Origin of the sequence: Psychrobacter sp. NG25 (assembly GCF_015234355.1) — a bacterium.
Lineage (GTDB): Bacteria > Pseudomonadota > Gammaproteobacteria > Pseudomonadales > Moraxellaceae > Psychrobacter.
The window spans coordinates 34,324-59,679 of sequence record NZ_JADGMV010000003.1; the positions used below are offsets into that span (position 1 = coordinate 34,324).

A 25,356-nucleotide genomic window follows, 5' to 3' on the forward strand; every position below is an offset into this window, starting at 1 on the left:
ACGGCAAGACGATTGCCACGCGACGTCTAATATAAAGGTTGTATGTTATGAAATACACATTAACAAAAGCCAACCCTGATGCAGATACCTATCCTGCACAGACCAGTCAAACGGTCAATGACCCTATCGAAGACGAAGTCAATAAAAACGTCTTTATGGGTCGTCTCGAAGACCTCGTCCATTCGACAGCAAACTGGGGGCGCAAGCACTCACTATGGCCATTTAACTTTGGTACTTCTTGCTGCTATGTAGAATACGCCACCACCCTGACAGCCGTTCATGATTTGTCACGCTTTGGTGCTGAGGTTATTCGTGCCTCACCTCGTCAAGCGGATGTCATGATCGTCGCTGGTACTTGTTTTGTCAAAATGGCGCCTGTTATTCAACGTCTCTACGAGCAAATGCTTGAGCCAAAATGGGTCATCTCTATGGGTGCCTGTGCCAACTCTGGCGGTATGTATGATATCTACTCTGTGGTACAAGGCGTAGATAAAATCATTCCAGTCGATGTCTATGTGCCGGGTTGTCCACCACGTCCAGAAGCTTTGATTCAAGGCTTGATGTTATTGCAAGAATCTATCACCAAAGAGCGTCGTCCGCTAGGTATCCATGTCAATGAGCAAGGTATCTATCAGCCACAAATGACGCCTGAGCGTGACCGTAAGCAGGCAGATCGTATCGCTGTCAAAAACTTGCGTAGCCCAGACAGTATTTAGATTCGTGCGTTTAGATTTATAGCGATAGCAACAACCTCAATATTTTATGCGCTCATCATAGTTCGGTTATGATTGACATAGCTTGGTTATGACTAACATAGTTCAGTTATGATTAATGAAGGAATACATCATTCATGGTCACGGTAGTCGAAAACATAGATCCTAAGATTAAGCCTGTCCCAGCCGTTATCAAAGAGCTGGAGCAGAAGTATGCCGGTAAGTTCGTCGTGCAGCACACTGTTGATGAGATTCCAACAGTGTGGGTTGCGCGTGCGGATTTGCTCGATGTTCTCTTATTCCTGCGTAAATTGCCACAGCCATACGTCATGCTATTTGACTTGTCAGCGATAGATGAGCGTTTACGCCAGCATCGCGCTGGTTTGCCTGACAGTGACTTTACGGTGTTTTATCACCTAATGTCGCTTGAGCGCAATAGTGATGTGCGTATCAAGGTTGCACTGAGCGAAGACGACGTCAATGTACCGAGCGCCACCAATATTTGGCCAAATGCCAACTGGTATGAGCGTGAAGTATGGGACATGTTCGGTATTGTCTTTACGGGACATCCGCATTTAACCCGTATCTTATTACCAAAATATTGGGAAGGTCATCCACTGCGTAAAGAATATCATGCGCGCGCGACGGAATTTACCCCGTATTTCTTGAACACCGCTAAGCAGCAATACGAGCAAGAGAACCTACGTTTTGTCCCAGAAGAGTGGGGCATGAAGCGTTCAGGTCGTGATGAAGACTTTATGTTCTTGAACATCGGTCCTAACCATCCCTCTGCTCACGGTGCATTTCGTTTGGTGCTACAGCTTGATGGTGAAGAAGTCGTCGATTGTATCCCTGATATTGGCTATCACCATCGCGGCGCAGAAAAAATGGCTGAGCGTCAAACATGGCACTCATTTATTCCTTATACCGACCGTATCGATTATCTTGGCGGTGTGATGAATGAGCTGCCGTACATCATGTCGGTCGAAAAGCTGGCAGGAATTACCATTCCGCCGCGCGCTGAAACCATCCGCGTGATGATGAGTGAGTTTTTCCGTATTACCAATAACTTACTATTCGTTGGTACGTTCATTCAGGATGCGGGCGGCATGACCCCTGTATTCTATATGTTTACCGATCGCCAAAAAGCTTATGACGTCATCGAAGCCGTGACTGGCTATCGTATGCATCCTGCTTGGTTCCGTATCGGTGGTACAGCTGCTGATCTGCCACGTGGCTGGCAGCGTCTGGTGCGTGAGTTCCTAGATTGGATGCCAAAACGCTTGGACGAGTATGTCAAAGCAGCATTACAAAACAGCGTGCTCAAAGGCCGTACCCAAGGCGTTGCTCAGTATAATGCCAAGCAAGCATTGGCTTGGGGCGTCACTGGTGCAGGTCTGCGTGCGACAGGTGTAGACTTTGATCTGCGTAAAGCGCGTCCATACATGGGCTATGAGAATTACGACTTTGAAGTGCCAGTGGGTTACAACGGTGATGCTTATGATCGCTGTATGGTAAAAGTTGAAGAGATGCGTCAATCGTTACGTATCATTCGCCAGTGCATGGATAACATGCCACAAGGCCCTTATAAAGCAGATCATCCACTAGCAGTACCACCGCCGAAAGACCGTACCTTGAACGATATTGAGACATTGATTAATCACTTTATCTCAGTATCTTGGGGTCCTGTGATGCCAGCGGGTGAGTGTACGACGATTGTAGAAGCGACCAAAGGTTTGAACAGCTATTACATCACCTCAGATAAGGCAACGATGAGCTATCGTACCCGTATTCGTACGCCGACATTTGCGCATTTGCAGCAGATGCCATCGGTGATTAATGGTTCGCTCGTCTCTGATGCCATTATGTATTTGGCATCGATTGATATCGTGATGGCCGATTGTGATCGCTAATACTTTGATCGTTGATGCTTTGATCAGAAAATTATCGTTATTAAAGAAATACGTTTATCAATATATCATTGCCAAATGGCACACCAAAATGCTGATATCTTGCCATGTAGCGACACTCATAAGACTGTCGCTATTAGCTGATAAAGCGTGATGAGTGAGGACAGATAGAAGACTATGAAAATTGTTTCCGACAAAATGCCAAAAGTAGATGTGGCAAGCATCCTCACTAGCGAGGAAATTGCGGCTATTCATGAGTTTATGCACCATTATCCACAGGCGCGTGCTGCCTCGTTAGATGCGCTAAAAATTGTGCAAAAGCGCAACGGCTGGGTCGATGATGCACAAGTGAATGCCATTGCCAATATTCTAGACATTCCGATGTCCGATATGGACGGCGTTGCGACGTTCTTTAACCGTATTTATCGTCAGCCTGTCGGTCGCCACGTCATCCTTATTTGTGATTCAGTGGCTTGTTTCTTGACAGGTTATGAGGCGTTATCGGCTGAAATCAGATCGCAGCTGGGTATTGAATATGGTCAGACGACTGCTGATGGACGTTTTACGCTATTGCCAATTTGCTGCTTAGGTAACTGTGACAAGGGACCTGCTGTGTTGATTGACGAAGACACGTATGGTCCTGTCCAGCCTGAAGAGGTAACGCAATTATTGGAGCTATACGCATGAGATTAACACTTTCAGAGCAGATTGCTCAACGTAGCCAAGGCAAAGCGCCAAGCCAGCTTAATGAGCAGCGCGTGCCAATTTATGGTGATAAAGCCACAGCGACTAGCGAAACCAAGCCGTTAACATGGCGTCTAGCACATCATGACGCAGTACTTGATTTGGCCACCTACGAATCTCTAAAAGGTTTCACTGGTTTAAAGCAAGCTTTGAGTCAATCTCCTAAAGAAGTCGGGAATATGATCAAAGCTGCCAACGTCAGAGGCCGCGGCGGTGCAGGTTTTAATGCTGGCTTGAAGTGGACATTTATGTCACCGCCTGACGGTTTGCCGCGTTATCTCATTTGTAATGCTGATGAGATGGAGCCGGGTACTTTTAAAGATCGTCTATTGATGGAGCGTCTACCGTTTCAGCTGATTGAAGGTATGTTGATTACCGCTCATGCGATTGGCGCAACTGATGGTTATATCTTTATCCGCGGTGAGTACATCTTGGCCGCTGAACGTTTGGTCGCTGCTATCGAAGAATGCTTGGCCAACAATCTAATGGGCAAGAATATTTTAGGCTCAGATTTTAGCTTTAATCTGCATGTGCATACTGGCGCTGGACGCTATATCTGCGGTGAAGAAACCGCACTGATTAATTGTCTAGAAGGCCGCCGTGCTAACCCACGTACCAAACCGCCTTTCCCGCAAATTTCTGGTGCATGGGGTCGTCCAACGGTTGTCAATAACGTTGAGACTTTGTGCAACATGCCAGCTATCTTGAACCATGGCGTCGAATGGTATCAGTCGTTATCTACTATCAAAGGTAAGAGCCAGACTCCAGGCACCAAACTGTTTGGTTGTTCAGGCTTAGTCAATGACCCAGGTCTGTGGGAGTTACCGTTTGGTTATACGGCACGCGAAATCATTGAAGATTTAGCGGGCGGTATGATCGAGGGCAAAACCCTTAAAGCGTGGCTACCGGGCGGCGCATCGACTGACTTTTTAACCACTGAGCATTTAGATGTGGTGGTGGATTTTGACACCATTCAAAAAGCAGGTAGCCGTATGGGTACTGGGCTGATTATGGTGGTGGATGAAGCGCAAGATATGGTGCCACTCGTTCGCAATCTCGAAATTTTCTTTCAACGCGAATCATGCGGTTGGTGTACACCATGCCGTGATGGTCTACCTTGGGGTGTCAAACTGCTTACCGCCATCAATGATGGTGAAGGGCAAGTAGGCGATGTGGAAAAACTAGAGGGCCTCACGCGTGACTTATGGATTGGTAAAACATTCTGTGCGCATGCCCCAGGTGCGATGGAGCCACTAATGAGTGCGATTAAATATTTCCGTCCAGAGTTTGATCAAAAAATCACTCAGGCGGTTGGTGTAGATATCATTGATGCTGCAGCCAATCAACAGCCAGTAGTGAAATAAGGAGAGCGGCATGGCAGTCATACATATTGATGGAACCACTGTCGAAGTAGATAGCGCGGATAACTTGCTACAGGCTTGTTTATCCCTCGGCATTGATGTGCCGTATTTTTGTTATCATCCAGCCCTTGGCTCAGTAGGCTCGTGCCGTCAGTGCGCGGTCAAGCAATTTCAAAACAAAGAAGATATGGAAGCAGGTCGCGGTCGTCTCGTGATGTCATGTATGGTCGCCCCTGGCGATGACATGTACATCTCAGTCACTGACGATGAAGCCAAAGCATTCCGCAAGTCGATGGTTGAGTTACTCATGACCAACCATCCACATGACTGTCCAACCTGTGAAGAGGGTGGGCATTGCCATCTGCAAGACATGACCTATATGTCAGGTCATAGCCGTCGTCGCTATCGCTTTACCAAACGCACCCATCACAATCAAGAGCTTGGCCCATTCATCGCACATGAGATGAACCGCTGTATCGCTTGTTATCGTTGTGTACGTTTTTATAAAGACTATGCGGGTGGCGAAGATTTGGGTGTTTATGGCTCAAACAATCGCGTGTATTTTGGCCGTGATAAAGATGGTCAGTTTGAAAGCGAATTTTCAGGCAACTTAACAGAAGTATGCCCAACCGGTGTATTTACCGACAAAACGCATTCTGAACGTTATAACCGTAAATGGGACATGCAGTATGCGCCAAGCATCTGTCATGGCTGTTCGGCTGGCTGTAATATCTCACCAGGTGAGCGTTATGGTGAATTACGCCGTATCGAAAACCGCTATAACGGTGAAGTAAACCGCTATTTCTTATGTGACCGTGGTCGCTTTGGTTATGGCTATGTCAATCGTGAAGATCGTCCAACCCAAGCGCTTGAACGTATCAATGACAAGCATGTCAAAATCAATATTGACTACGCACTCGATGAAACCATTAAGCGTATCAAAGATAAAAAAGTCATCGGTATTGGCTCACCGCGCGCCAGTCTAGAAACCAACTTTGCGCTAAAAAATCTCGTTGGCTTTGATAAGTTTTCAACAGGTTTGAACCATCAGCAGCAAGCACTGGTCAATAAATGCATCGAAGTATTAAGTACCGATGGCATTTATAACCCAAGTATGACCGATATCGAAAGCTATGATGCAGTATTGGTATTGGGTGAAGATATCACGCAAACTTCATCACGTGTTGCGCTGTCAGTACGTCAAGCGGCAAAAAATGAAGGCCTGAAAATGGCAGCAGCGTTGCAAACGCAGCCTTGGCTTGCAGAACCAGTCAAACGTATTGCTCAAGATGCGTTAAGCCCAGTCTATGTCATCGATGTAACGCAAACTAAGCTAGAAGACATCAGTAAAGTGAGCGTGGTGGCGACACCTGAGGATATCACTAAGCTTGGCTTTAAAGTCGCTGATGAGATTGCTAATTTTGCTGATGATTTAGCAGAGATAGTAGATCCACAAGCGGCTGAGCAAGATGCCAGTACTGAGACTGATGGTATGCAAGCATTAGCGAAGCAAATCGCTTATGATTTGATTCAAGCGGATAAGCCACTGGTTATCTCGGGTAGTAGCTTGTCATCTACCGCATTGATAGAAGCAGCGGCGCAGATTACTCAGGCATTGACGCAAAAACGCTCGGCTATTAGAGCGACTGAACAGCAGCAAGTTGAAGCGCACAACGCCAAGGTAAAAGCTCAAGCGCAGTCTGCTAATGATCAGCCTGAAGAAGACCAAGATTTATCTGCTAAGCCGAACAAACCTGAAACAGGTGTTGATACAGAAACGCAAGATGACGTAGAACGTGCTCCTGCCGAACTGCTCGAATTAAAAGAAGTGAACAACCGCTATCAGGCACAAGCAGGTATCTACTTAACGGTTACCGATGCTAACAGTATGGGTGTTTGCATGCTCGGCGGTCAGTCAGTAGAAGAGTTGTTAGCGACTGATTTCGATGTGGTCATCGTTGCTGAAAATCAGCTGACTGATGCCATCGATGCCAATAAATTGACGCAGCTATTGACGGATAAAACGGTCATTGCACTGGATCATCAGTTGCTTGATTGGTATAAAGATGTCGATATCGTATTGCCAGCGGCTAGTTTTGCAGAAGCCGACGGCACATTGATATCGGCTGAAGGCCGTGCGCAGCGCTTCTTCCAAGTCTATGATAACGAATATTACCATCCAATGAGTAGCATCAAAGAAGGCTGGCGCTGGTTGCATGCAGTGCATAGCAGCATCGAGGGTCGTGATGTCGATTGGACGCAGCTAGATGATGTCATCAATGCACTAATCGCCACGCATCCTAAGCTTGCTGGGATTAAAGGCGCTGCACCTGATGCTGCTTACCGTATGACTGGTCTGAAGATTGCTCGTCAGCCGCGCCGTTATTCAGGTCGTACCGCCATGCGTGCACCGATATCAGTCCATGAGCCGATGCAACCAAAAGATTTAGACACTGGTTTGACCTTCTCAATGGAAGGCTATAGTGGTAAAGAAACACCAAGCTCGATGATTCCTTTTGCCAATGCGGCAGGTTGGAACTCACCGCAAGCATGGAACAAATACCAAGACAAGGTCGGCGGTCATCTCAAAAATGGTGATCCAGGTGTGCGTTTGTTCGATCAGCTATCACGTTTAGAAACACGTCAATATGTTGCGCCAGAAGCGATGTCTGCGACGACGACTGATATGCAGCAAGGCCAAGCGAAGCTAGTGCCTATCTACAATATCTATGCCAGCTCAATGATGGCATCACGTAGTCCAATCGTCGCTGAGCAACTACCTGTTGCCGCATGGCGTATCGGTATGGATGATGCTAAGGACTGGAATATTGCTGCTGGTGATTACTTGGCGATTGAGATTGATAAGCAACAAATCACCTTGCCAGTACAGATTGTCGGTTACTTAGCGGAAGGTTGTATCGGTTACCCAGTTGGGCAGGTGAGTATTATTCACCCATCAATGCCAGCGTCGGTACGTAAAGTAGATGCACCGGTCACTATGATGGGCAGTATGGCTAACGATATGATGAACAATAATGACATGATTAACGATAACGATACTGCGCAAATGAACGCAGCGCCGATTACCACACAGGAGGTGTAATATGCAAGTTACCCGTATTATCCCTGATGTGCCAAGCTTTTTGACTGGTAGCCTGAGCTTTGATGCTTGGTCTATCTTATTTCTGGTTGGGCAGTCACTGGTTATCTTCTTAGTCGTGGTATTGGTTGCGGCGATGATGATTATCTATGAGCGCCGCATGTTGGCCTTATGGCAAGATCGTTATGGTCCAAACCGTGTGGGTCCATTTGGCTCACTGCAGCTGGTCGCTGATATGCTCAAAATCTTCTTTAAAGAAGATTGGACGCCGAACTTTACCGATAAGTTTATGTTTACGTTGGCACCTGCGGTCGCGATGTTTACCGCACTGGCCTCATTTGCCATCATTCCTATCTCGCCAACGCTTGGCGTGGTTGATTGGGATATTGGTATTTTGTTCTTCTTTGCTATGGCAGGTATTGCTGTCTATGCAGTGATGTTCGGTGGTTGGGCTTCTGCCAACAAGTTCTCATTATTAGGTGGCTTACGTTCAGCGGCACAAACCATCAGTTACGAAGTCTTTTTAGGCTTATCTTTGATGGGTGTGGTTGCACTGACAGGCTCATTTAACTTACGTGCTATTGTTGAAGCACAAGCAGACGGTTGGTATATCATTCCGCAGTTTTTTGGCTTTTTGACTTTTGTGGTTGCTGGTGTTGCCGTTACGCATAGACATCCATTTGATCAACCAGAAGCAGAGCAAGAGCTGGCCGAAGGGTATCATGTTGAATATTCTGGCATGAAGTTTGGTATGTTCTTTATCGGAGAGTATGTCAACGTTGTCTTGATTTCTGCATTGATGACTTGCTTGTTTTTTGGCGGTTGGCTTGCGCCTTTCAATTTAGATATTCCATTTATTCCACCAGCTTTTTGGTTCATGATTAAAACACTGTTTTTTATGACGATGTTTGTTTTGGCTCGTGGCTCACTTATGCGTCCGCGCTATGATCAGGTAATGAATTTTGGTTGGAAAGTCTGTCTGCCAGTAACACTGATTAATCTGTTGGTTACTGCTGCGGTCATTTTGATCTTTTCCCCAACGTTATAATCATTACTAGCCATCATTGATGAACTAGGGTAAAGCTGATAAGGATAATAATCCCATGTTTACTACCATAAAAAAGACCGTCATTGGTATATTTACCATTGTTCGCAGTATGTGGATGGTCAATAGTCATGCGCTCAGGCCACGCGACACCATTCTTTATCCTGAAGAGCCCGTACCAGTACCGCCGCGTTTTCGTGGGCGCATTGTGCTGACGCGTGACCCTGATGGTGATGAGCGTTGTGTTGCTTGTAACTTATGTGCTGTGGCATGTCCCGTTGGCTGTATCTCATTACAGAAAGCTGAACGTGAAGACGGCCGCTGGTATCCAGAGTTTTTTAGAATTAACTTTTCGCGCTGTATTTTTTGCGGATTGTGTGAAGAGGCCTGTCCAACGACAGCCATTCAAATGACACCTGACTTTGAGTTGGGTGAATATAAGCGCCAAGATTTGGTCTATGAAAAAGAGCATTTGCTCATTTCAGGACCAGGTAAATATCCCGATTATAACTATTATCGTGTGACGGGTATGGCGGTAGCGGACAAACCAAAAGGGGCGGCGCAAAATGAAGCTGCACCTATTGATCTAAGGAGTTTGCTGCCATGATGAATATTTTGAACCATCCTGAGTTGGCAGGGTTTTATTCACTCGCAGCAGTGGCAGTATTTGCCAGTTTGCGTGTGGTAACCCAAGCCAATCCGGTGCATGCTATTTTGTCGATGATTGTGTCATTGTTAGCGATTGCTGGCATATTTTTTGTGCTCGGTGCGCCATTTGCAGGGGCACTAGAAATCGTTGTTTACGCTGGCGCCATTATGGTGCTGTTTGTCTTTGTCATTATGATGCTGAACTTGGGCATGAGCAATGATGAGCGTGAAGAGCGTTGGCTTGATGCGGGCACTTGGGCGATACCGACAGGATTGACGATTATTATCGCGGTTGTGCTATATGCGATGATTGGTCTCAATCATGACGAAGCAGCAATGATTGGTGTGACGTCAATTTCGGCGAAAGAAGTCGGCACGGTGTTATTTACTAAATACGTGATGCTAATAGAAGTGGCTGCATTGCTACTATTGGCAGCTCTGGTCGCCGCTTATCATTTAGGCAAAGAGTCTGTAGATGATGAGGTTATCAGTCATGATAGCCAAACAGCACGCTCGAATGATCGTGTCAAACAGCACGATGACATTCATCCAGACAGCACACACACAGATAACGATGCCGTGAAAACAGCTGAGCCCTACGAATATAAAGAAGTAGATCCGCATGACTACGTAAGTATGAATGTAGGCACGCAGATGAGTACGAAGAAAGTCACGCGCAAGGAGTCAGACTAATGGTACTAGCAGCGAGCGTGGCACAAGAGGTCGCGAATGTGCCGTTTGCCCATGAAGTAGCAGGCTTAGTACAGCCAGCTGTTGAGGTGCAACAGGTATTGGGTCTGATACCCATGAGCCATGGATTGATTTTGGCAGGTATTTTATTTGCTATCGGTCTATGCGGTGTCATGGTACGTCGCAATTTTCTCTTTATGCTTATGAGCCTTGAGATCATGATGAACGCGGCAGCACTAGCATTTGTGGTGGCAGGCAGTCGTTGGGTCGATCCAGATGGACAGATTATGTTTATCTTTATTTTGACGTTAGCAGCAGCAGAGGCCGCCATTGGTTTGGCAATATTATTGCGGTTTTATCATCAGCGTGGGCATCTAGATGTCGATAGCGCCAATGAGATGAAAGGATGATGTCATGAGTTTATTACCATTAACCTTTATATTCCCGCTCGTTGGCTTTTTGATTTTAGCCTTTATGCGCGACAAGCTAACAGAGCAGGTGGCAGCGATTGTCGGTGTGGGTAGCATGCTGTTATCAGCACTATGTACGCTATTCGTTAGCTATACTTTTTTAACCAGTAACCCAGCGGGTACGGTAGTCGAGATTCCACTTTGGACATGGTTCCAAGTCGGTGATTTTGCGCCAAGCTTTGGTCTTAGTTTTGATGGCTTGGCACTAACGATGACGGGTGTCATTACGGGTATTGGCTTTTTAATCCATCTGTTTGCCGCTTGGTATATGAAAGGCGACACTGGATTTGCCCGTTTCTTTAGCTATATGAATTTGTTCGTGGCCAGTATGTTATTGCTGGTACTAGCAGATGATTTATTTCTGCTATATCTTGGTTGGGAAGGCGTGGGTATCTGCTCATACCTACTGATTGGTTATTATTACCATGACAGAGCCAATGGACGCGCGGCGATGAAAGCCTTTACGGTTACTCGCGTGGGTGATGTGTTCTTAGCCTTTGGTTTGTTTTTATTATTCCGTGAATTCGGTACGCTTAATATCCAAGAGATTATTACGCGCGCGCCAGAAGTATTCGATATCAATAATCCAACGATGATGCTGACGACGATGATGCTCGTTGGCGGCGCGATGGGTAAATCAGCGCAGTTGCCACTACATACATGGCTTGCTGATGCGATGGCAGGTCCAACACCTGTATCAGCATTGATTCACGCAGCAACGATGGTCACGGCAGGCGTTTATCTAATCGCCCGTCTACATCCGTTGTTTGAACTGACGCCTGGTATCTTATTGTATTGGGTCGGCGGCGTGGGTGCATTGACGCTTATCGTTGCAGGTTTCTGTGCGCTTGCGCAAACAGATATCAAACGTATTCTTGCTTATTCAACGATGAGTCAGATCGGCTATATGTTCTTAGCACTGGGCGTTGGCGCATGGCAAGGGGCTATCTTCCATCTGATGACACATGCTTTCTTTAAAGCGCTGCTGTTCTTATCATCAGGTGCCGTCATCCTTTCAGTACACCATGAGCAAGATATTTTTAAGATGGGCGGCCTGCGTAAAAAGATACCATTGGTATTTTGGTGCTATGTCGTCGGTGGTGGTGCACTTGCAGCCATACCTTGGGTCACCGTTGGCTTTTATTCTAAAGAAGCGATTCTTTGGGAGACTTATGCCACAGGTCACTTAGTACTATTCTATATGGGTGTATTCGGTGCTTTCTTAACCGCAATTTATACGTTCCGTATGATTTGGATTATCTTCTTTGGTGAAGAAAAAACGCCTGCACACAAATTATCAGGTATGTCGTATTGGTTGCCGTTGACGGTATTGCTAGTACTATCTACAGCCGTTGGTGCATGGATTACACCGCCATTAGATGGTGTATTGCCAGAGAGTGTTGGTCACTTATTAGAAGTCGCGGGTCAAGCGCATGCTAAGCATACCGCAGAATATATCGCGATGGGTGCGATGGGCGCGGGCTTGATATTGGCAGCATTATTATACGTCGTAGATAAAGGTAGAATGCTTACCAGCTTTAAGCGCTCACGTATTGGTGGGGCGCTATATCACTGGTGCTATCATGGCCTAGGCTTCGATGCGCTATACGATGTAATTTTTGTAAAACCCTTTTTGTTCATCGGCCGCTTACTTAAAGCCGACCCTATTGATAAAACGTGGCTCATCCTACCTAAGCTGGCTTCAGCAGGTAATAAAGTGTTGTCTGCGACGCAAACAGGGTCACTTCGAGGTTATGCTGCAAGCTTTGGCTTGGGTATGGCTGTATTGCTGGTGCTGGTAATGATGACGGTGGTATAAGATGATTGAGTTACAACAAACGTGGATGCTACCAGCATTAATCGCAATTCCTTTTATTGCAGGATTGCTATGTTGGTTGGTCGAACGGTTTAATAAACGTCTACCGCGCTGGATTGCCTTAATCGGCATGACGCTGACCTTTGTATTGTCACTAGTATTGTGGCATTACGGTGACTTTAGCGGAATGAGTAAGCAAGTGATTGCCCCAAGTGCAAACGTGCCTTGGGTCGCTGAATTCAGTGTGCCATGGATACCAAGCTTTGGTATTAGTTTTCATTTGGCATTAGATGGTTTGTCACTGATGATGGTGGCTTTGACAGGACTGCTAGGTATTGCAGCAGTTGCTTGTTCGTGGAATGAGATTCAACGCCGAGTTGGTTTCTTTCACCTGAACTTGCTATGGAGCTTAGGCGGCGTCATTGGTGTTTTCTTAGCCATTGATTTGTTCTTATTCTTCTTCTTTTGGGAGATGATGCTGGTTCCTATCTACTTCTTGATCGCGATTTGGGGTCATGATGTGGTTGGCAAAACCAAAGAGTATGCAGCAACCAAGTTCTTTATTTATACCCAAGCTTCTGGGCTGATTATGCTCATTGGTATCTTGATGTTGGTCATTATTAGCTATGCCCAAAAAGGTGTCGTAAGCTTTAACTATAATGACTTGCTCGGTACGTCGTTGGGTGGTTGGGAATATCCAATCATGCTGTGTTTCTTTATCGGTTTTGCGGTGAAGTTGCCAATCATTCCTTTCCATGGTTGGTTGCCAGATGCGCATGCACAGGCACCAACGGCAGGCTCAGTGGATTTGGCTGGTGTACTGATTAAGACTGCGGCATATGGTCTGATTCGTTTTGTGTTGCCATTGTTCCCAGTAGCGTCACAAGAGTTTGCGCCGATTGCCATTACTTTAGGTACAATTGGTATCTTCTATGGTGCATGGTTGGCCTTTATGCAGACCGATATGAAGCGTTTGCTGGCGTATACCAGTATCTCGCATATGGGTTTTGTGGTCTTAGCAATCTATGCTGGTACATTGCTCAGCTTGCAAGGTTTGATGATTCAGATGCTCGCACATGGTCTTAGCTCGGCGGCACTATTCATTATGGCAGGTCAGTTATATGAGCGCCTGCACACACGTGATTTGACCTTAATGGGTGGCATGTGGGGGCAGTTCCGCTATTATGCGCCGATACTGATGTTCTTCTGCGCAGCGTTACTGGGTATCCCAGGTACAGGTAACTTCATTGGCGAGTTCATGATTTTATTTGGCTCATTTGCTCAATATCCTGTGTTTGTCGTCTTTGCAACATTCAGTTTGGTGCTAGCAGGGCTATACTCGCTGATTCTGATTCATCGCGCGTTATTTGGTAAAAACAACATCGAAGCAGTCGCAATGCAAGAAACCAAATCACATGGTTTGCCACCGCGTAAACTCAAAGATTTGGGCAAGCGTGAGTTGTCATTGTTACTTATGCTAGCTGCCGGACTGGTCTGGCTTGGGTTATATCCACAGCCTTTCCTTGATACATCGAGTCACGCGATGCAGTGGATTAACAATGCATATACCTATAGTCAAGTAACACAAGTAGATGCGTCGCACCTGCTTGATGCAATGGAGGCACGTTAAGTCATGAATGATATTACGATGAATGATTTGATGGGATTGTTGCCTTATGCGCCAATCATTACCGTAGTGATTACGGTACTGGTGGTCATGATTACCATCGCAGTTAAACGCTCACATATGGTGACGGGTACAGTTACCGTCGTTGGTTTAAACATTGGCTTATTTACTTTGCTTGGTCAAATGACTGGCATCGTGAATAGTGGAACCATGATACCGAGTGCTGAACAGTTATTTGTAATTGATAACTTTGCTCAGTTTAATATGGTGATTATTTTTATCTGTGCATTGGCTTGTTGTACGCTGTCTTATGCGTACTTAGCAAACCTTAAGGATAATAAAGAAGAGCTGTATCTGCTCATGTTGTTATCGACGATTGGTGCTTTGCTGATGGTCAGTGCTCAGCATTTAGCGTCATTCTTTATGAGCTTAGAGATGCTGTCTATACCACTGTACGGTATGCTGTCATACACCTATATGCGCAAAAACTCGCTAGAGTCTGGTCTAAAGTACCTAGTGCTATCTGCAACGGCATCGGCCACCTTGTTGATGGGTATGGCGTTTATTTATGCAGAAGTAGGGTCACTGGCCTTTAAGCCTATTAGTGTGGAATTGAGTAATCTTTTTGAATCGCCACTGTTGATATTGGGCGCGGCGATGATGATGTTTGGTATCGCGTTTAAATTGTCTGCTGCACCTTTTCATATGTGGACGCCAGATGTGTACGAGGGTGCACCAGCACCTATCGCGACCTTCTTGGCATCTGTATCAAAAGTTGCGATGATGGCGCTTGCGGTTCGCTTCTTAATTGATACTGCTTTGCTAGCATTACCCTCTGTGCAAATGCTATTGATGGTAATGGCTACCTTGTCAATATTGGTCGGTAACTTGTTAGCCGTACGTCAGACTAGTCTGAAACGCCTACTGGGCTATTCTTCTATTTCCCATATGGGTTATGTGATGATCGTGATTGTCAGTATTGGTACGGCAGCAGATAGTATCTCTAGTATGTATATGGCTGTTTATGCGTTGACCTCTATCGGTGCCTTTGGCGTAGTGACTCTCATGTCGAGTCCGTATCGTCTATCTGGCGAAGCTGATGAGTTGACTCATTATCAAGGGCTGTTCTGGCGTCGTCCAGTGCTGACTGCTGTCATGACTATCATGATGTTGTCATTGGCGGGTATTCCGTTGACGGCAGGCTTTATCACGAAGCTATTTGCGATATTGGCTGCGGTACAAGGAACCAACTGGTTCTTAGCAGCAATGATTATTTTAGGCAGCTCGATCGGTTTATTCTATTATTTGCGCGTGATGCTTACGCTGTTCAAACGTCCTAAGCAGTTTATTGAGTTTGATGTTTCTGGACAATGGGCGATGCGTACTGGCGGTATCATGATTATTGCGGTGACAGCGATGATTATCTTCTTCGGTATCTTGCCGAGCAATATGATTGAATGGTCAAGTTTGGCACGTATCTGGTAGTCTTGAGAGAGGTGAGATAAGTCGCTGCATGTGGCTTATCTGCTGTTACGGTTAGAAAACCAAGATGCGCCAGCTTTGTGATAAGCTTGGCGCATCTTTTATTTTGTATCGTTTAAAGTTTTTATAAAAATAACTATAGTCAAAGAGGTCTAAAACAGCTACAAGGCAGCCGACTGCAGATAGTACAATTCGTACATCTAAGGAGGGTAACGCCGTAGCTATTTAGTGGTTCTCTAACTATAACAATAAAAAGCGAGTGGCTAATTATTATGAGTGACAATATTCAAACGGTAACCGTGCTCAGCAAAACCACGTGGACGCCAAACCTATTTAGTTTTACGGTCAGCCGTCCTGACAGCTTTAAGTTTACTGCCGGTCAGTTCGTGCGCTTGGGTGTCAATCCCAGTCGACTGAAGTACTATACAGAGCAGAGTGGCAAGTCTGATGCTGATATATCTGATGAGGCATTAGATGAAGATATCTTTCGCGCTTATTCGATTATCTCTTCACCATTCGACGAAGTATTAGAGTTTTTCTCTATCGTTATTCCTGACGGGGCATTTACCTCACAGTTGCAACACTTACAAGTAGGGGATGAGTTGCTTCTCAACACCTTACCATTTGGATTTTTAACATTGGCGCGTTATCAAAAGCCACTGCCCAAGGATCTATGGTTGCTCGCAACAGGTACGGGTTTGGCACCATTTTTATCCATGCTACAGGATTTGAAAACGTGGGAAGATTACGAACATATTGTATTGGCTTATAGCGCTCGATCGCTAGAGGAGCTTGCTTACGTTGAAAAAATTGAAAGCCTGCAAGCAGACTTTGGCTCGTTGGTTGAGAATCCAGCAAAGTTAATATTTATCCCTATCGTGACTCGTGAACCTGTTGAAGGTGCATTGACAGAACGTCTGCCAAGGCTGCTACTGGATGGTACGTTGCAAGCGCGTGCAGGCATCGATTTAGATATCGAGACTACCCATGTCATGCTATGTGGCAACCCAGATATGGTGGATGACACCAAAGAAGCATTAAAGTCGCTAGGACTGGTGATGAATCGACGAGGCGAGGGCAATATCGCTGTAGAGAACTATTGGTAGCCATATAACTGGTTTGAGTATTCTATAGATCTGCTTTGACAAAATAAAAACGCTGAGCTTCAAAGACTATTGTTTTTGAAGCTCAGCGTTTTTTATACGGTGAAACAGTTAAACTTGGCTTGGTTCAGTCGCATCATCTACGGGATTGACAGGACCTTGCATCAACTCAGGTTCATCATCGTCACTAATGATATCTTCGTTACTACTTGCGGCTAGTAAGTCACGATAATTAATCTGAGTCTTTAAAATCATTTGCTCTTCTTCAAGTTCGCCATAATTCACTTGTACCTTATGCAAGGTACTCATGATTTTTTTGTTCTTTTTTAGCCAGCGATTGATATCAATGTAAATGATTTCATCTTTTGCACGGGCAATATTGATATAAGAGAGCAGAAATCCTAATGGGTCTTTTTTAAGAATACTGTGATAGAACCAGACGAACAGTTTGACACCTTGGCGTTTGAGAAAAGACTCGCAGCGTAAGTTAAGTACGTCAGTATAAGTCTGCTGACCAAATACAAAACGTTGGACATTACGATCGAGCTGAACATGAATCAAGCCAAAGTTACTCGCGATTTCCACATAAATGCCTGACACGTTAATCGTACAGTACAAGCGGAACCAGTCATCATGCATCTCAACACGCAACTCTAAAATGGCCTTTACGTTATCTGTGACGAATTTCTGTAGTGCGTCATTGACGTACTCTTGTGTCACTGGCAGCGCAAGTTCATCTTCAAATTTATCCGTTGTTCTATCATATATCTGTCTGATAGATTGGGTAAGGCGCTCCCAGCCACCGCTGAATGACTCGTCAAATCGGTAGCCTAAATTTTCAAAGAATTCGTCAAAATTGTCTGAAGTATCTATGTTATCAAAATCACTCAAACTTCTTATCCTTATCGTTATCGGGGTGCATCATTGTATAGAGCGCTCAGAACCGCTGATCAAAAGTAGTTGATGGACTGTTATTGATAATACGATGCTTATTGAAATACAGTATATATCAAATATGATGGCTTCAAAATGCACACATGTACTTTGTAGTCATTCATTCTATCGATATAGAACATCAGAATATATCCCTGACATCGATTATTTTGGGGAAATATAAATTGTGGGTAATAAGAAATCTATTTTTTATAATAGTGTTCACCCTATAAACGTTGGTATATAAGATGCTTACAGCGCAATCATTAACGCTTTATCATCTGGCGTATGCGATTTGTATTAGGTTTGACGGTATTTTTTTAATCATTCGACTAAAGAATTGTAAACCTTGTATGAGTGCGTTAGATTGCTAACGTACAGGTTCTCGTGGTGACATGATTCTATGTCATGGTATGATAGCGCCAGAATAAATCATACATACCATTATGATGCTTATTTTTTGCTGTTTTATACTTATAAGCTCGTACCCATAAGCTGAGATCGACTGTGGCCTATATTAAAGATTCACAAAGCTATCACTTTTCCGCACAAGTACCTAAGCGAGATATTAGCTTACCTGTTGCTATCGTTATCGCAGTTGGTGTACATGCGCTTATTATTTTTGGTGTTAGTTTTTCTATGGGGAAAGACCCCGCTGCGATGATGCAAGATGTCGCAAAAGCACTGACTGACAATATGAAGCCAAATGAAGATGCTCACTTTATTGCTGATGCCTCCCAAGAAGGTGGTGGTACGGTACAAGAGCAACTGAGGCAAGAAACGGATCAGATTAGCCCATTGTCCGCTGAGCAAATGAGTGAGACACAAGATGTGATTAGCTTGCAACGGCAGGTTCGACAGCAGCAGTATCAAGAGAGCTACCTACGTACTACTTTGAGTTGGCGTCAGGCCAATGTAGAGTCGGATAATGACAGCAAAGAAGCACAAGATGACATGATTGCACAAGAGGAGCGTCTGCGAAAACAAGTCGCCACCTTGGAAGCTCAGTTGTCTCAGCGCCAGCAAGTGTATGCCACCAAATCGAAAGTGGTGACTGTCGATAGTAATTCAACGACACGCGGTGCAGCAGCGGACTATATCAATACGTTTCGTGAACATGTCGAGCGCATCGGCAATCTACATTATCCCGTACAAGCGCGCGCGCAAGGGATCACTGGTGAAGTACGTCTGATGGTAATCATTAGTAGCGATGGTAATATTAAAGCCATTCGCTTACTTGAGAGCTCAAACTCAACGATATTAGACGAAGCGGCCAAACAGTCGGTTAGACAAGCCGCGCCTTTTGGTGAGTTCACCAAAGATATGAGTGATATTGTCGAGTTACGTTTGATTCGTACTTATCAATACAGCGATAAAGTGAATGTGACTTATTAAGATGCTTCTTAAGATGGTTCAAATGTAATCAATGATGAAAACTAGAATAAAGCATAGTAATTCATGTTTTATTCTAGTTTTTGTATGACAAACACCCAAATTCATAAAACACAGCTATAAAATAAAGAGTCAGTATGGAATTTTTAGGTTTTACCATAGATATTGCGGCCTTAACCAGTAATGCAGTAAGTTTGGTTATAAAAGTAGCACTAGCGATATTGATATTCGTCGTAGGACGTTGGCTTGCCAAAAAATCGGTCGCTATCGCACAAAAAATCATGCTGCGTAGTCACTTAGATGACACGGTTTCTAGCTTTTTGGGTCGTTTAATCTACGGCGTGCTATTGGTAATAGTCGCACTAGCAGCACTTAGCAAAGTTGGTGTGCAGACGACTTCAGTTGTCGCCATATTAGGTGGTGCAGCCGTTGCGATTGGTCTGTCACTGAAAGATCAACTGTCTAACTTTGCCGCTGGTATCATGATTGTGACGTTTCGCCCGTTTGTACGCGGTGATTATGTGCAAATACTGGGTCACACAGGTACGGTGACAGAGATCAGTTTGATTAATACGCATCTGACCACGACCACCAATCACGATATTATTATCCCTAACGGTGACATCACCACAACCGCGACTATCAACTATTCGTCGTTACCCAATCGCCGCGTGGATATCACTATCGGTATTGGTTATGATGCCGATATTAAGACCGCAAAAGACATCATGATAAAGCTGGCCACCGACAATCCGTTGGCATTTACTGACCCTGAACCTATCGTCCGTGTGACCAATTTAGGGGACAATTCAGTGGACCTGACCTTGAACGTTTGGACTACCAATGCGGACTGGTGGAGCATGCAATGTGATTTACTTGAGCAGTTTAAATATGCGCTTGATGACAATAAAATCGACATTCCATTCCCGCAGCGCAGTGTACATGTTAAAGGTTTAGAGATGTTGATGGGCAACAAAAACGAATCGCCATTGCCATCTTTAGACAAAGATCAAAACCTTTAAATCGTATTCATTATAAATAGGGGTTTGGTAGGTTTAGGCCTGCCAAAACCTCAATTTCAAACTGCTCCATCTCATCTTGTTCAGCTTGTCCAAGCTCATGATCAAATCCAAGCAAGTGCAGCACACCATGTGTTAATAGATGGCTAATGTGCTGTGCGACTGTTTTCTCTTGTTCTGCGGCTTCACGCACTATGACGTCATGGCAAATAATCAGCTCACCAAGCGCTAAGGTCGGCATCAGCCCGATGATAGCGGCTGGCAAGTCACTAGGATAAGACAGAATGTTGGTCGCATAATCCTTGCCTCGTGCTTCCAAATTCAACTCACGACCTTCAGTCTCATCAGTGATATATATATCGAGTGATTTGGCTTTTTCTTGCCATAATTCAACATCAATATCTGCAAAATAAGGCAGTACTAAACCACTATTAATTTGCTTATCTATGTAATCTAAAGTTGCCACCATCACAGGTAATAGCGTGTCACGATGATAAAAAGTATCGAGTAGTGTGTCATCAATACTACTCGTTGCACTGATGTCTAATATCTCAAAGCTTTCATCATTATTAGTGATATCAGTTGCCTTATTTTGGTTAGAGTTCTCATTATCGTCATACTGGCTCATGTTTTTCTCTCCTTACTCTATTATCATGCCATTTTTTTAATTTGCTAAAACTACTCAAGGCTAAATTACTAACCCTAATCTACTACGCTAATTATCAGTCTAGCAGCAAAAAACCGGACTACTAATCAGTAATCCGGTTTTGCATTTCTATATTTGCACTTCTAAGGTGGCAAATATCAAACCTGCCATTTTATAGCTTGGCTGCAGCATTAGCGATAGCTTGTCTGCGCTCTTGTTCTTTGATGCGCTCAAACTTACGTTTTTCTTCTAATATGATTTGTTCTTCATCAAACACATCATACGCTTCGACGATTTTTTGTACCAGTTGATGGCGTACCACATCTTTTGAGTCAAATTTAGTGATATGAATCTCTTCAATACCGCTTAAGATTTCCATCGCTTGTGCTAAGCCAGACTTGTGACCACGGGGTAAATCCACTTGGGTGACGTCACCAGTAATGACAGCTCGTGAGCCAAATCCCAAACGGGTCAAAAACATTTTCATCTGTTCAGGCGTGGTGTTCTGCGCTTCATCCAAGATGACAAACGAGTTGTTTAATGTACGACCGCGCATATAGGCAAGGGGTGCGATTTCGATGACTTGTTTTTCGATCAGCTTGCCAACTTTTTCAACGCCGATCATCTCATATAGCGCATCGTATAATGGACGCAAGTAGGGATCGATTTTTTGCGTCAAATCACCCGGTAAAAAGCCCAGTTTTTCACCAGCTTCTACCGCTGGACGCACGAGTAAAATTCGCTCAATCTCATTACGCTCAAGCATATCCACGGCGCAGGCAACCGCTAGATACGTTTTACCAGTACCAGCAGGACCAATACCAAATGAGACGTCAGAGTTCAGCACACTTTGGACATAGGTCTGCTGGTTGCCACCGCGAGGAATAATACGACCTTTACGGGTGCGCAAGCTAACGGGCGTAAATTCACTAGCAATATCGAAATCTTCTTCTTTGGCAGCTTCTTCTGCCTGTTGTGCATCGGCTGCCATGTCTTCGTCACGAGAGATACTTGATTGGATAATGAGATGCAGCTCTTCTGCGCTGATGTCTTTTTTGTTTTGTGCTTCATCTACCATCTTGTAGATAATACGCTCACCACGCTCAACACCAGTCACATCACCGCTCAGGCAAAAATCACCTTGACGCTGCATGATTTTGATATCGAGGCGTTTTTGGATGTATTTCATGTGATTGTTGTATTCACCTAGCACGATTTTGAGCTGTGCTGGCGTCAATGATTCAAACTTTATACGGCGGCTCATGGAATCAGTCAAGCGATTATCCTTTTATTGTGTGCCCAAAGTGATGTTGTTTTATTAAGCTTTGGACTTAAGAGATAAAGTAGTCGGTCGTTATTGTCTTGGCTTTAAATGGTAGAGATAGAAATGACGGTAGCAGTGCTATTAGTTTTGTTGTTTGTTTTAGGAATGGTGATAAGTAACGGTCTTGCCTTTATTATGGTAGATAGTTTTTAAATTTCAAGCCATACATCATATACGTGACGCTGTTTTTGTATGGTGATTGCAATCGTTAGTAGTTTTTTAATAATTTTAGTAGAGTGCATTTTTCAGGTTTGGTTACTTCTCAATGCTTCGTGGTTACTGCGTTCATTGTTATCAATATTAAAGCTGTTTTAGTACACGTTTTGCCTACCGTTAACCGCACAGAATAATGGGTTATTTGTGTTAATCTATTGAGTCTATCATAGTGTTCTCTGATTGCACCTAAAACAGAGTTAACTTGACCAAAGGTCATCAGATTTCAGTGACTGCTAGCAGCAATTAATTAGCAGCAACCAATAGCCCACTGATCAATTATAGAAAGCACGCCCCATATAATAAAGTAGGAATAATAATGACACAAAATGATGATGTAACTTTATCGAATGCTAAAAGCAACGCTGAAAATGTGGTTGAAAACAATGTGGTTGAAAACATAGCTAATAATAGTAAGGCAATCACAGAGCAGCAAGTACTTATCGCTGGTGGTGGCCATGTCGGTTTATCCTTTGCACTGCTGCTAGCGAATCAGGGTATTGCCAGCACGTTATTAGAAAAAAACAGCTATCCAACTATCAGTCCAAAAGATGATGACAATCGTAGTCACTATTTGGACAGTCGCAATACGGCACTATCACGCCGCACGGTACAGATTTACCAAGAGATTGGACTGTGGGATGAGTTACAAAGCCATGCCTGCCGTATCGACTCAGTACAGGTTAGCGAACAAGGCAGCTTTGGCCGTGCGCAACTCAATAAAGCTGAAGAAAAGGTCGAGTCGTTTGGTCAAGTGATAGAAAATGCATGGCTCGGACGCAAGCTTCTATTAGCCGCGCAGCAAGCACCATTGGTCACGTTGATTGATAATGCCAATGTCAGCGCAGTGACACAAAAAGCGGACGGTGTCACGCTGAGCTTTAGCCATTATGGTGAAGAAGAGCATGAGCAGCAATTACAGGGCAGTGTTTTGGTCGCTTGTGATGGCCGCGACTCTACCGTGCGTCAGCTATTGGATATTGGCACAACCACTTATGACTATCAGCAAACAGCTATCGTGGGTGTGGTAGAAACTGACAAAGCACATGAGCATGTCGCGATTGAGCGTTTTAGCCCAGCAGGTCCCCTTGCCGTACTACCATTGACGGATCCAGATGGAGACGGCAATGATGAGTATCAGAGTGGCTATAGACGTTCAGTTGTTTGGGTCTGTCCAAAGGGCGAAGAAAAACGCTATCTAGAAGATGACGCACATTTTTTACAGACGTTGCAGCAAGCCTTTGGTCAACGCGCTGGCACGTTTATCGCTGCTGGTCGTCGCGGTGCTTATCCACTGACACGCGTGCTAGCAGACAAGCAAGTAGACGGTCGTTGCGTGGTCATGGGCAATGCGGCTCATACCCTGCATCCTGTAGCAGGGCAAGGCTTTAATCTCTGTATGCGTGACGCGCATGTATTGGCGCAGATGATGAATTCGCAAGTACTGAAGGGCGCAGATATTGGTGATCCAACGCTCCTCAAGCGCTATGAGAAGGCACGTCTAAGCGACCAAAAACGAGTCATTCGTTTCTGTGATGCTGTGGTACATGGCTTTACACATCCCAATCCAGTGATAAAGCTAGCTCGTAATGTGGCTCTAGTCGCCTTTGATAAACTGCCGAACATTAAGCCGTTAGTTGCGACCTATGCGATGGGCTTAAAATCATAGCGCTATAGTTAATCCTCTTTAAAAAAGTGACAGCGTTAACCTCGATTGAAGTATTCAATATACATCTACACTCGGTTGCCTTGGCTCTCTTTTAAACTGAACCAACTATATATAAGTAAGATTTATAATAAGTATTCTAATATTGACCAGTATTGAGAGACACCTTATGAAAAACAACCATACGCTGATTATCGGTAGTGGTATCGTTGGTGCAACGCTTGCGCTAAAACTGGCACAAGCCAAAATGCCTGTAACGTTGGTTGATGCTCGTCCCGCACGAGATGAATTAGCTTGGCAAGGCGTACTGAGCAAACGTGATGCTCGAGTGTATGCGCTGAGCTTGGCCAGTATTAATTTGCTTAAAGACGTGGGTGCCTGGCAAAAGATAACTAGCTCTGAGCGTAAGGCTGACTACTCACAAATGCAGGTATGGCAACTGAACGGTAGGGGTGAGCTGTTATTTGGTGAGAGTAGCGCTGATCCGTCTAATTCTGTTATACCGCAGATGCTCGGCAGCATGGTCGAGCCAGCCGTCATTGAGCATGCATTGTGGCAACGCTTGTGTGAGGATGATGTCAGTGATTATCTGACCATTATCGCTGGGCAAAAAGTCACAAACATGGATTGGCTGGGTGCGCAGCAAGGCTATCGTGTGACTTTAGACAATCATACGACTATTGACGCAGCACTACTGGTCGGTGCTGATGGTCGAGGCTCATTTGTACGTAAACAGGCAGCGATTGGACTAGACACGCTCGATTATAATCAAACCGCCATTTGCTGTGCGATTCATACCGAAAAACCACATCAGGCAACCGCACGTCAAGCGATGTTGCCCACGGGTACGCTGGCGTTATTGCCATTAGCAGATATTACTGATGAAGACAAAGCTGATCCGCAACATTGGCAGTCAATCGTATGGACGTTGCCGCGCAATCAAGCATTGGCATTGATAGAGGAAGATGACCGTGTTATCGCTGATAAGCTGGCTGCTGCCTGTCATTATGAGTTGGGTGCTATCAGTCAGATTGAATCCATTGCTAGTTTTCCACTGACCGCGCAACAGGCGAAAAGCTACGTGGCTGATAACTTGGTATTAATCGGTGATGCGGCACATGGTGTGCATCCGCTGGCAGGTCAAGGGCTGAATCTAGGTATGCTTGATGTACAAGTATTGAGCGAGCAACTAGCACACGACTTTACTCGTAGTGGCGGTACGATTTGGGGCAGTAATCAAACGTTGCGTAGTTACGAGCGTCTGCGTCGTCCGCATAATAGCCTGATGATGCACAGCTTTTCTGCCCTTAACTGGCTATTCGCAGGGTCGCTTGCGCAATTACGTCCCGTACAGCAGATACGTAATGAGGGCATGTACCGTGTTGGCAAGATGAAGCCGCTCATGCGTTTGTTTGCTAAGCAGGCGAGTGGGGTTTAAGCGCTTAAAGCTCAAC

The 25,356-nt window shown here is 44.9% G+C and carries 20 protein-coding genes; 17 read left to right on the forward strand and 3 right to left on the reverse strand.

Annotation, left to right across the window (positions count from 1 at the left end):
• Positions 1-47: 47 nt before the first annotated feature.
• The 13 genes from IPZ60_RS05520 (at position 48) to IPZ60_RS05580 (ending at position 16,712) form a co-directional block, all read left to right on the forward strand.
• Complete coding sequence (locus IPZ60_RS05520) at positions 48-716, forward strand: NADH-quinone oxidoreductase subunit B family protein (RefSeq protein WP_021813431.1); 669 nt, start codon at positions 48-50, stop codon at positions 714-716.
• 134 nt (positions 717-850) lie between these two features.
• Positions 851-2,626: an NADH-quinone oxidoreductase subunit C/D gene (gene nuoC / locus IPZ60_RS05525; protein WP_194196868.1), complete on the forward strand. Its 1,776-nt coding sequence runs from the start codon at positions 851-853 to the stop codon at positions 2,624-2,626.
• Positions 2,627-2,800: 174 nt separating this feature from the next.
• A complete protein-coding gene (gene nuoE, locus IPZ60_RS05530) occupies positions 2,801-3,310 on the forward strand; it encodes an NADH-quinone oxidoreductase subunit NuoE (RefSeq protein ID WP_045444735.1) in 510 nt (169 codons plus the stop codon).
• Positions 3,307-4,731, forward strand: coding sequence for an NADH-quinone oxidoreductase subunit NuoF (gene nuoF / locus IPZ60_RS05535; RefSeq protein WP_194196869.1), 1,425 nt, complete (start codon positions 3,307-3,309; stop codon positions 4,729-4,731). Before nuoE ends, nuoF begins: the two co-directional genes overlap by 4 nt.
• Before the next feature lie 10 nt (positions 4,732-4,741).
• On the forward strand, positions 4,742-7,831 hold the full coding sequence (gene nuoG, locus IPZ60_RS05540; RefSeq protein ID WP_194196870.1) for an NADH-quinone oxidoreductase subunit NuoG: 3,090 nt from the start codon (positions 4,742-4,744) through the stop codon (positions 7,829-7,831).
• Position 7,832: 1 nt separating this feature from the next.
• Positions 7,833-8,876 (forward strand): NADH-quinone oxidoreductase subunit NuoH, encoded by a 1,044-nt coding sequence (nuoH, locus tag IPZ60_RS05545; protein ID WP_194196871.1) that lies wholly within the window; start codon positions 7,833-7,835, stop codon positions 8,874-8,876.
• 55 nt (positions 8,877-8,931) lie between these two features.
• Positions 8,932-9,480 (forward strand): NADH-quinone oxidoreductase subunit NuoI, encoded by a 549-nt coding sequence (gene nuoI, locus IPZ60_RS05550; RefSeq protein ID WP_110922265.1) that lies wholly within the window; start codon positions 8,932-8,934, stop codon positions 9,478-9,480.
• Positions 9,477-10,214 carry an NADH-quinone oxidoreductase subunit J gene (gene nuoJ, locus IPZ60_RS05555; protein ID WP_194196872.1) on the forward strand — a complete coding sequence of 246 codons (738 nt, stop codon included), beginning with the start codon at positions 9,477-9,479 and terminating at the stop codon, positions 10,212-10,214. The genes nuoI and nuoJ overlap by 4 nt, the downstream gene beginning before the upstream one ends.
• A 98-nt stretch (positions 10,215-10,312) precedes the next feature.
• Positions 10,313-10,621 (forward strand): NADH-quinone oxidoreductase subunit NuoK, encoded by a 309-nt coding sequence (gene nuoK / locus IPZ60_RS05560; RefSeq protein ID WP_041753378.1) that lies wholly within the window; start codon positions 10,313-10,315, stop codon positions 10,619-10,621.
• A gap of 4 nt (positions 10,622-10,625) precedes the next feature.
• Entirely contained in the window at positions 10,626-12,500 is a 1,875-nt protein-coding gene (gene nuoL, locus IPZ60_RS05565) for an NADH-quinone oxidoreductase subunit L (protein WP_194196873.1), read from the forward strand.
• A gap of 1 nt (position 12,501) precedes the next feature.
• On the forward strand, positions 12,502-14,127 hold the full coding sequence (nuoM, locus tag IPZ60_RS05570; protein WP_194196874.1) for an NADH-quinone oxidoreductase subunit M: 1,626 nt from the start codon (positions 12,502-12,504) through the stop codon (positions 14,125-14,127).
• Between the two features lie 3 nt (positions 14,128-14,130).
• Positions 14,131-15,609: an NADH-quinone oxidoreductase subunit N gene (locus IPZ60_RS05575; protein ID WP_194196875.1), complete on the forward strand. Its 1,479-nt coding sequence runs from the start codon at positions 14,131-14,133 to the stop codon at positions 15,607-15,609.
• 269 nt (positions 15,610-15,878) lie between these two features.
• Positions 15,879-16,712 (forward strand): ferredoxin--NADP reductase, encoded by an 834-nt coding sequence (locus IPZ60_RS05580; protein ID WP_194196876.1) that lies wholly within the window; start codon positions 15,879-15,881, stop codon positions 16,710-16,712.
• Positions 16,713-16,820: 108 nt separating this feature from the next.
• Here the strand turns inward: IPZ60_RS05580 and IPZ60_RS05585 are convergent, their stop codons facing one another.
• Positions 16,821-17,600, reverse strand: coding sequence for a hypothetical protein (locus IPZ60_RS05585; RefSeq protein ID WP_194196877.1), 780 nt, complete (start codon positions 17,598-17,600; stop codon positions 16,821-16,823).
• 549 nt (positions 17,601-18,149) lie between these two features.
• On the opposite strand from IPZ60_RS05585, the gene IPZ60_RS05590 reads away from it, so the two are divergent.
• Both IPZ60_RS05590 and IPZ60_RS05595 read left to right on the forward strand, forming a co-directional pair.
• Positions 18,150-19,037, forward strand: a complete 888-nt coding sequence (locus IPZ60_RS05590; RefSeq protein WP_194196878.1) for an energy transducer TonB — start codon at positions 18,150-18,152, stop codon at positions 19,035-19,037.
• 134 nt (positions 19,038-19,171) lie between these two features.
• Positions 19,172-20,056, forward strand: a complete 885-nt coding sequence (locus IPZ60_RS05595) for a mechanosensitive ion channel family protein (protein WP_194196879.1) — start codon at positions 19,172-19,174, stop codon at positions 20,054-20,056.
• Between the two features lie 10 nt (positions 20,057-20,066).
• Here the strand turns inward: IPZ60_RS05595 and ybeY are convergent, their stop codons facing one another.
• Together ybeY and IPZ60_RS05605 are read right to left on the reverse strand one after the other, a co-directional pair.
• Positions 20,067-20,681 carry an rRNA maturation RNase YbeY gene (gene ybeY, locus IPZ60_RS05600; protein WP_194196880.1) on the reverse strand — a complete coding sequence of 205 codons (615 nt, stop codon included), beginning with the start codon at positions 20,679-20,681 and terminating at the stop codon, positions 20,067-20,069.
• A 190-nt stretch (positions 20,682-20,871) separates the two neighbouring features.
• Positions 20,872-21,963, reverse strand: a complete 1,092-nt coding sequence (locus IPZ60_RS05605) for a PhoH family protein (RefSeq protein ID WP_194197127.1) — start codon at positions 21,961-21,963, stop codon at positions 20,872-20,874.
• Between the two features lie 592 nt (positions 21,964-22,555).
• Here IPZ60_RS05605 and IPZ60_RS05610 point away from each other — a divergent pair.
• Positions 22,556-23,905 (forward strand): FAD-dependent monooxygenase, encoded by a 1,350-nt coding sequence (locus IPZ60_RS05610; protein ID WP_194196881.1) that lies wholly within the window; start codon positions 22,556-22,558, stop codon positions 23,903-23,905.
• Positions 23,906-24,071: 166 nt separating this feature from the next.
• Positions 24,072-25,340, forward strand: coding sequence for an FAD-dependent monooxygenase (locus IPZ60_RS05615; protein WP_194196882.1), 1,269 nt, complete (start codon positions 24,072-24,074; stop codon positions 25,338-25,340).
• The last annotated feature ends 16 nt before the right edge of the window (positions 25,341-25,356 follow it).

Excerpts from the sequence above, each read along its gene's own strand:
- nuoJ (WP_194196872.1), top strand. The coding sequence starts at position 9,477 with ATGATGAATATTTTGAACCATCCTGAGTTGGCAGGGTTTTATTCACTC.
- nuoE (WP_045444735.1), top strand. The coding sequence starts at position 2,801 with ATGAAAATTGTTTCCGACAAAATGCCAAAAGTAGATGTGGCAAGCATC.
- nuoH (WP_194196871.1), top strand. The coding sequence starts at position 7,833 with ATGCAAGTTACCCGTATTATCCCTGATGTGCCAAGCTTTTTGACTGGT.
- nuoI (WP_110922265.1), top strand. The coding sequence starts at position 8,932 with ATGTTTACTACCATAAAAAAGACCGTCATTGGTATATTTACCATTGTT.
- nuoC (WP_194196868.1), top strand. The coding sequence starts at position 851 with ATGGTCACGGTAGTCGAAAACATAGATCCTAAGATTAAGCCTGTCCCA.
- IPZ60_RS05615 (WP_194196882.1), top strand. The coding sequence starts at position 24,072 with ATGAAAAACAACCATACGCTGATTATCGGTAGTGGTATCGTTGGTGCA.
- ybeY (WP_194196880.1), bottom strand. The coding sequence starts at position 20,681 with ATGAGCCAGTATGACGATAATGAGAACTCTAACCAAAATAAGGCAACT.
- nuoG (WP_194196870.1), top strand. The coding sequence starts at position 4,742 with ATGGCAGTCATACATATTGATGGAACCACTGTCGAAGTAGATAGCGCG.
- nuoM (WP_194196874.1), top strand. The coding sequence starts at position 12,502 with ATGATTGAGTTACAACAAACGTGGATGCTACCAGCATTAATCGCAATT.
- IPZ60_RS05605 (WP_194197127.1), bottom strand. The coding sequence starts at position 21,963 with ATGAGCCGCCGTATAAAGTTTGAATCATTGACGCCAGCACAGCTCAAA.
- IPZ60_RS05610 (WP_194196881.1), top strand. The coding sequence starts at position 22,556 with ATGACACAAAATGATGATGTAACTTTATCGAATGCTAAAAGCAACGCT.
- IPZ60_RS05580 (WP_194196876.1), top strand. The coding sequence starts at position 15,879 with ATGAGTGACAATATTCAAACGGTAACCGTGCTCAGCAAAACCACGTGG.
- nuoF (WP_194196869.1), top strand. The coding sequence starts at position 3,307 with ATGAGATTAACACTTTCAGAGCAGATTGCTCAACGTAGCCAAGGCAAA.
- IPZ60_RS05595 (WP_194196879.1), top strand. The coding sequence starts at position 19,172 with ATGGAATTTTTAGGTTTTACCATAGATATTGCGGCCTTAACCAGTAAT.
- IPZ60_RS05575 (WP_194196875.1), top strand. The coding sequence starts at position 14,131 with ATGAATGATATTACGATGAATGATTTGATGGGATTGTTGCCTTATGCG.
- IPZ60_RS05520 (WP_021813431.1), top strand. The coding sequence starts at position 48 with ATGAAATACACATTAACAAAAGCCAACCCTGATGCAGATACCTATCCT.
- nuoL (WP_194196873.1), top strand. The coding sequence starts at position 10,626 with ATGAGTTTATTACCATTAACCTTTATATTCCCGCTCGTTGGCTTTTTG.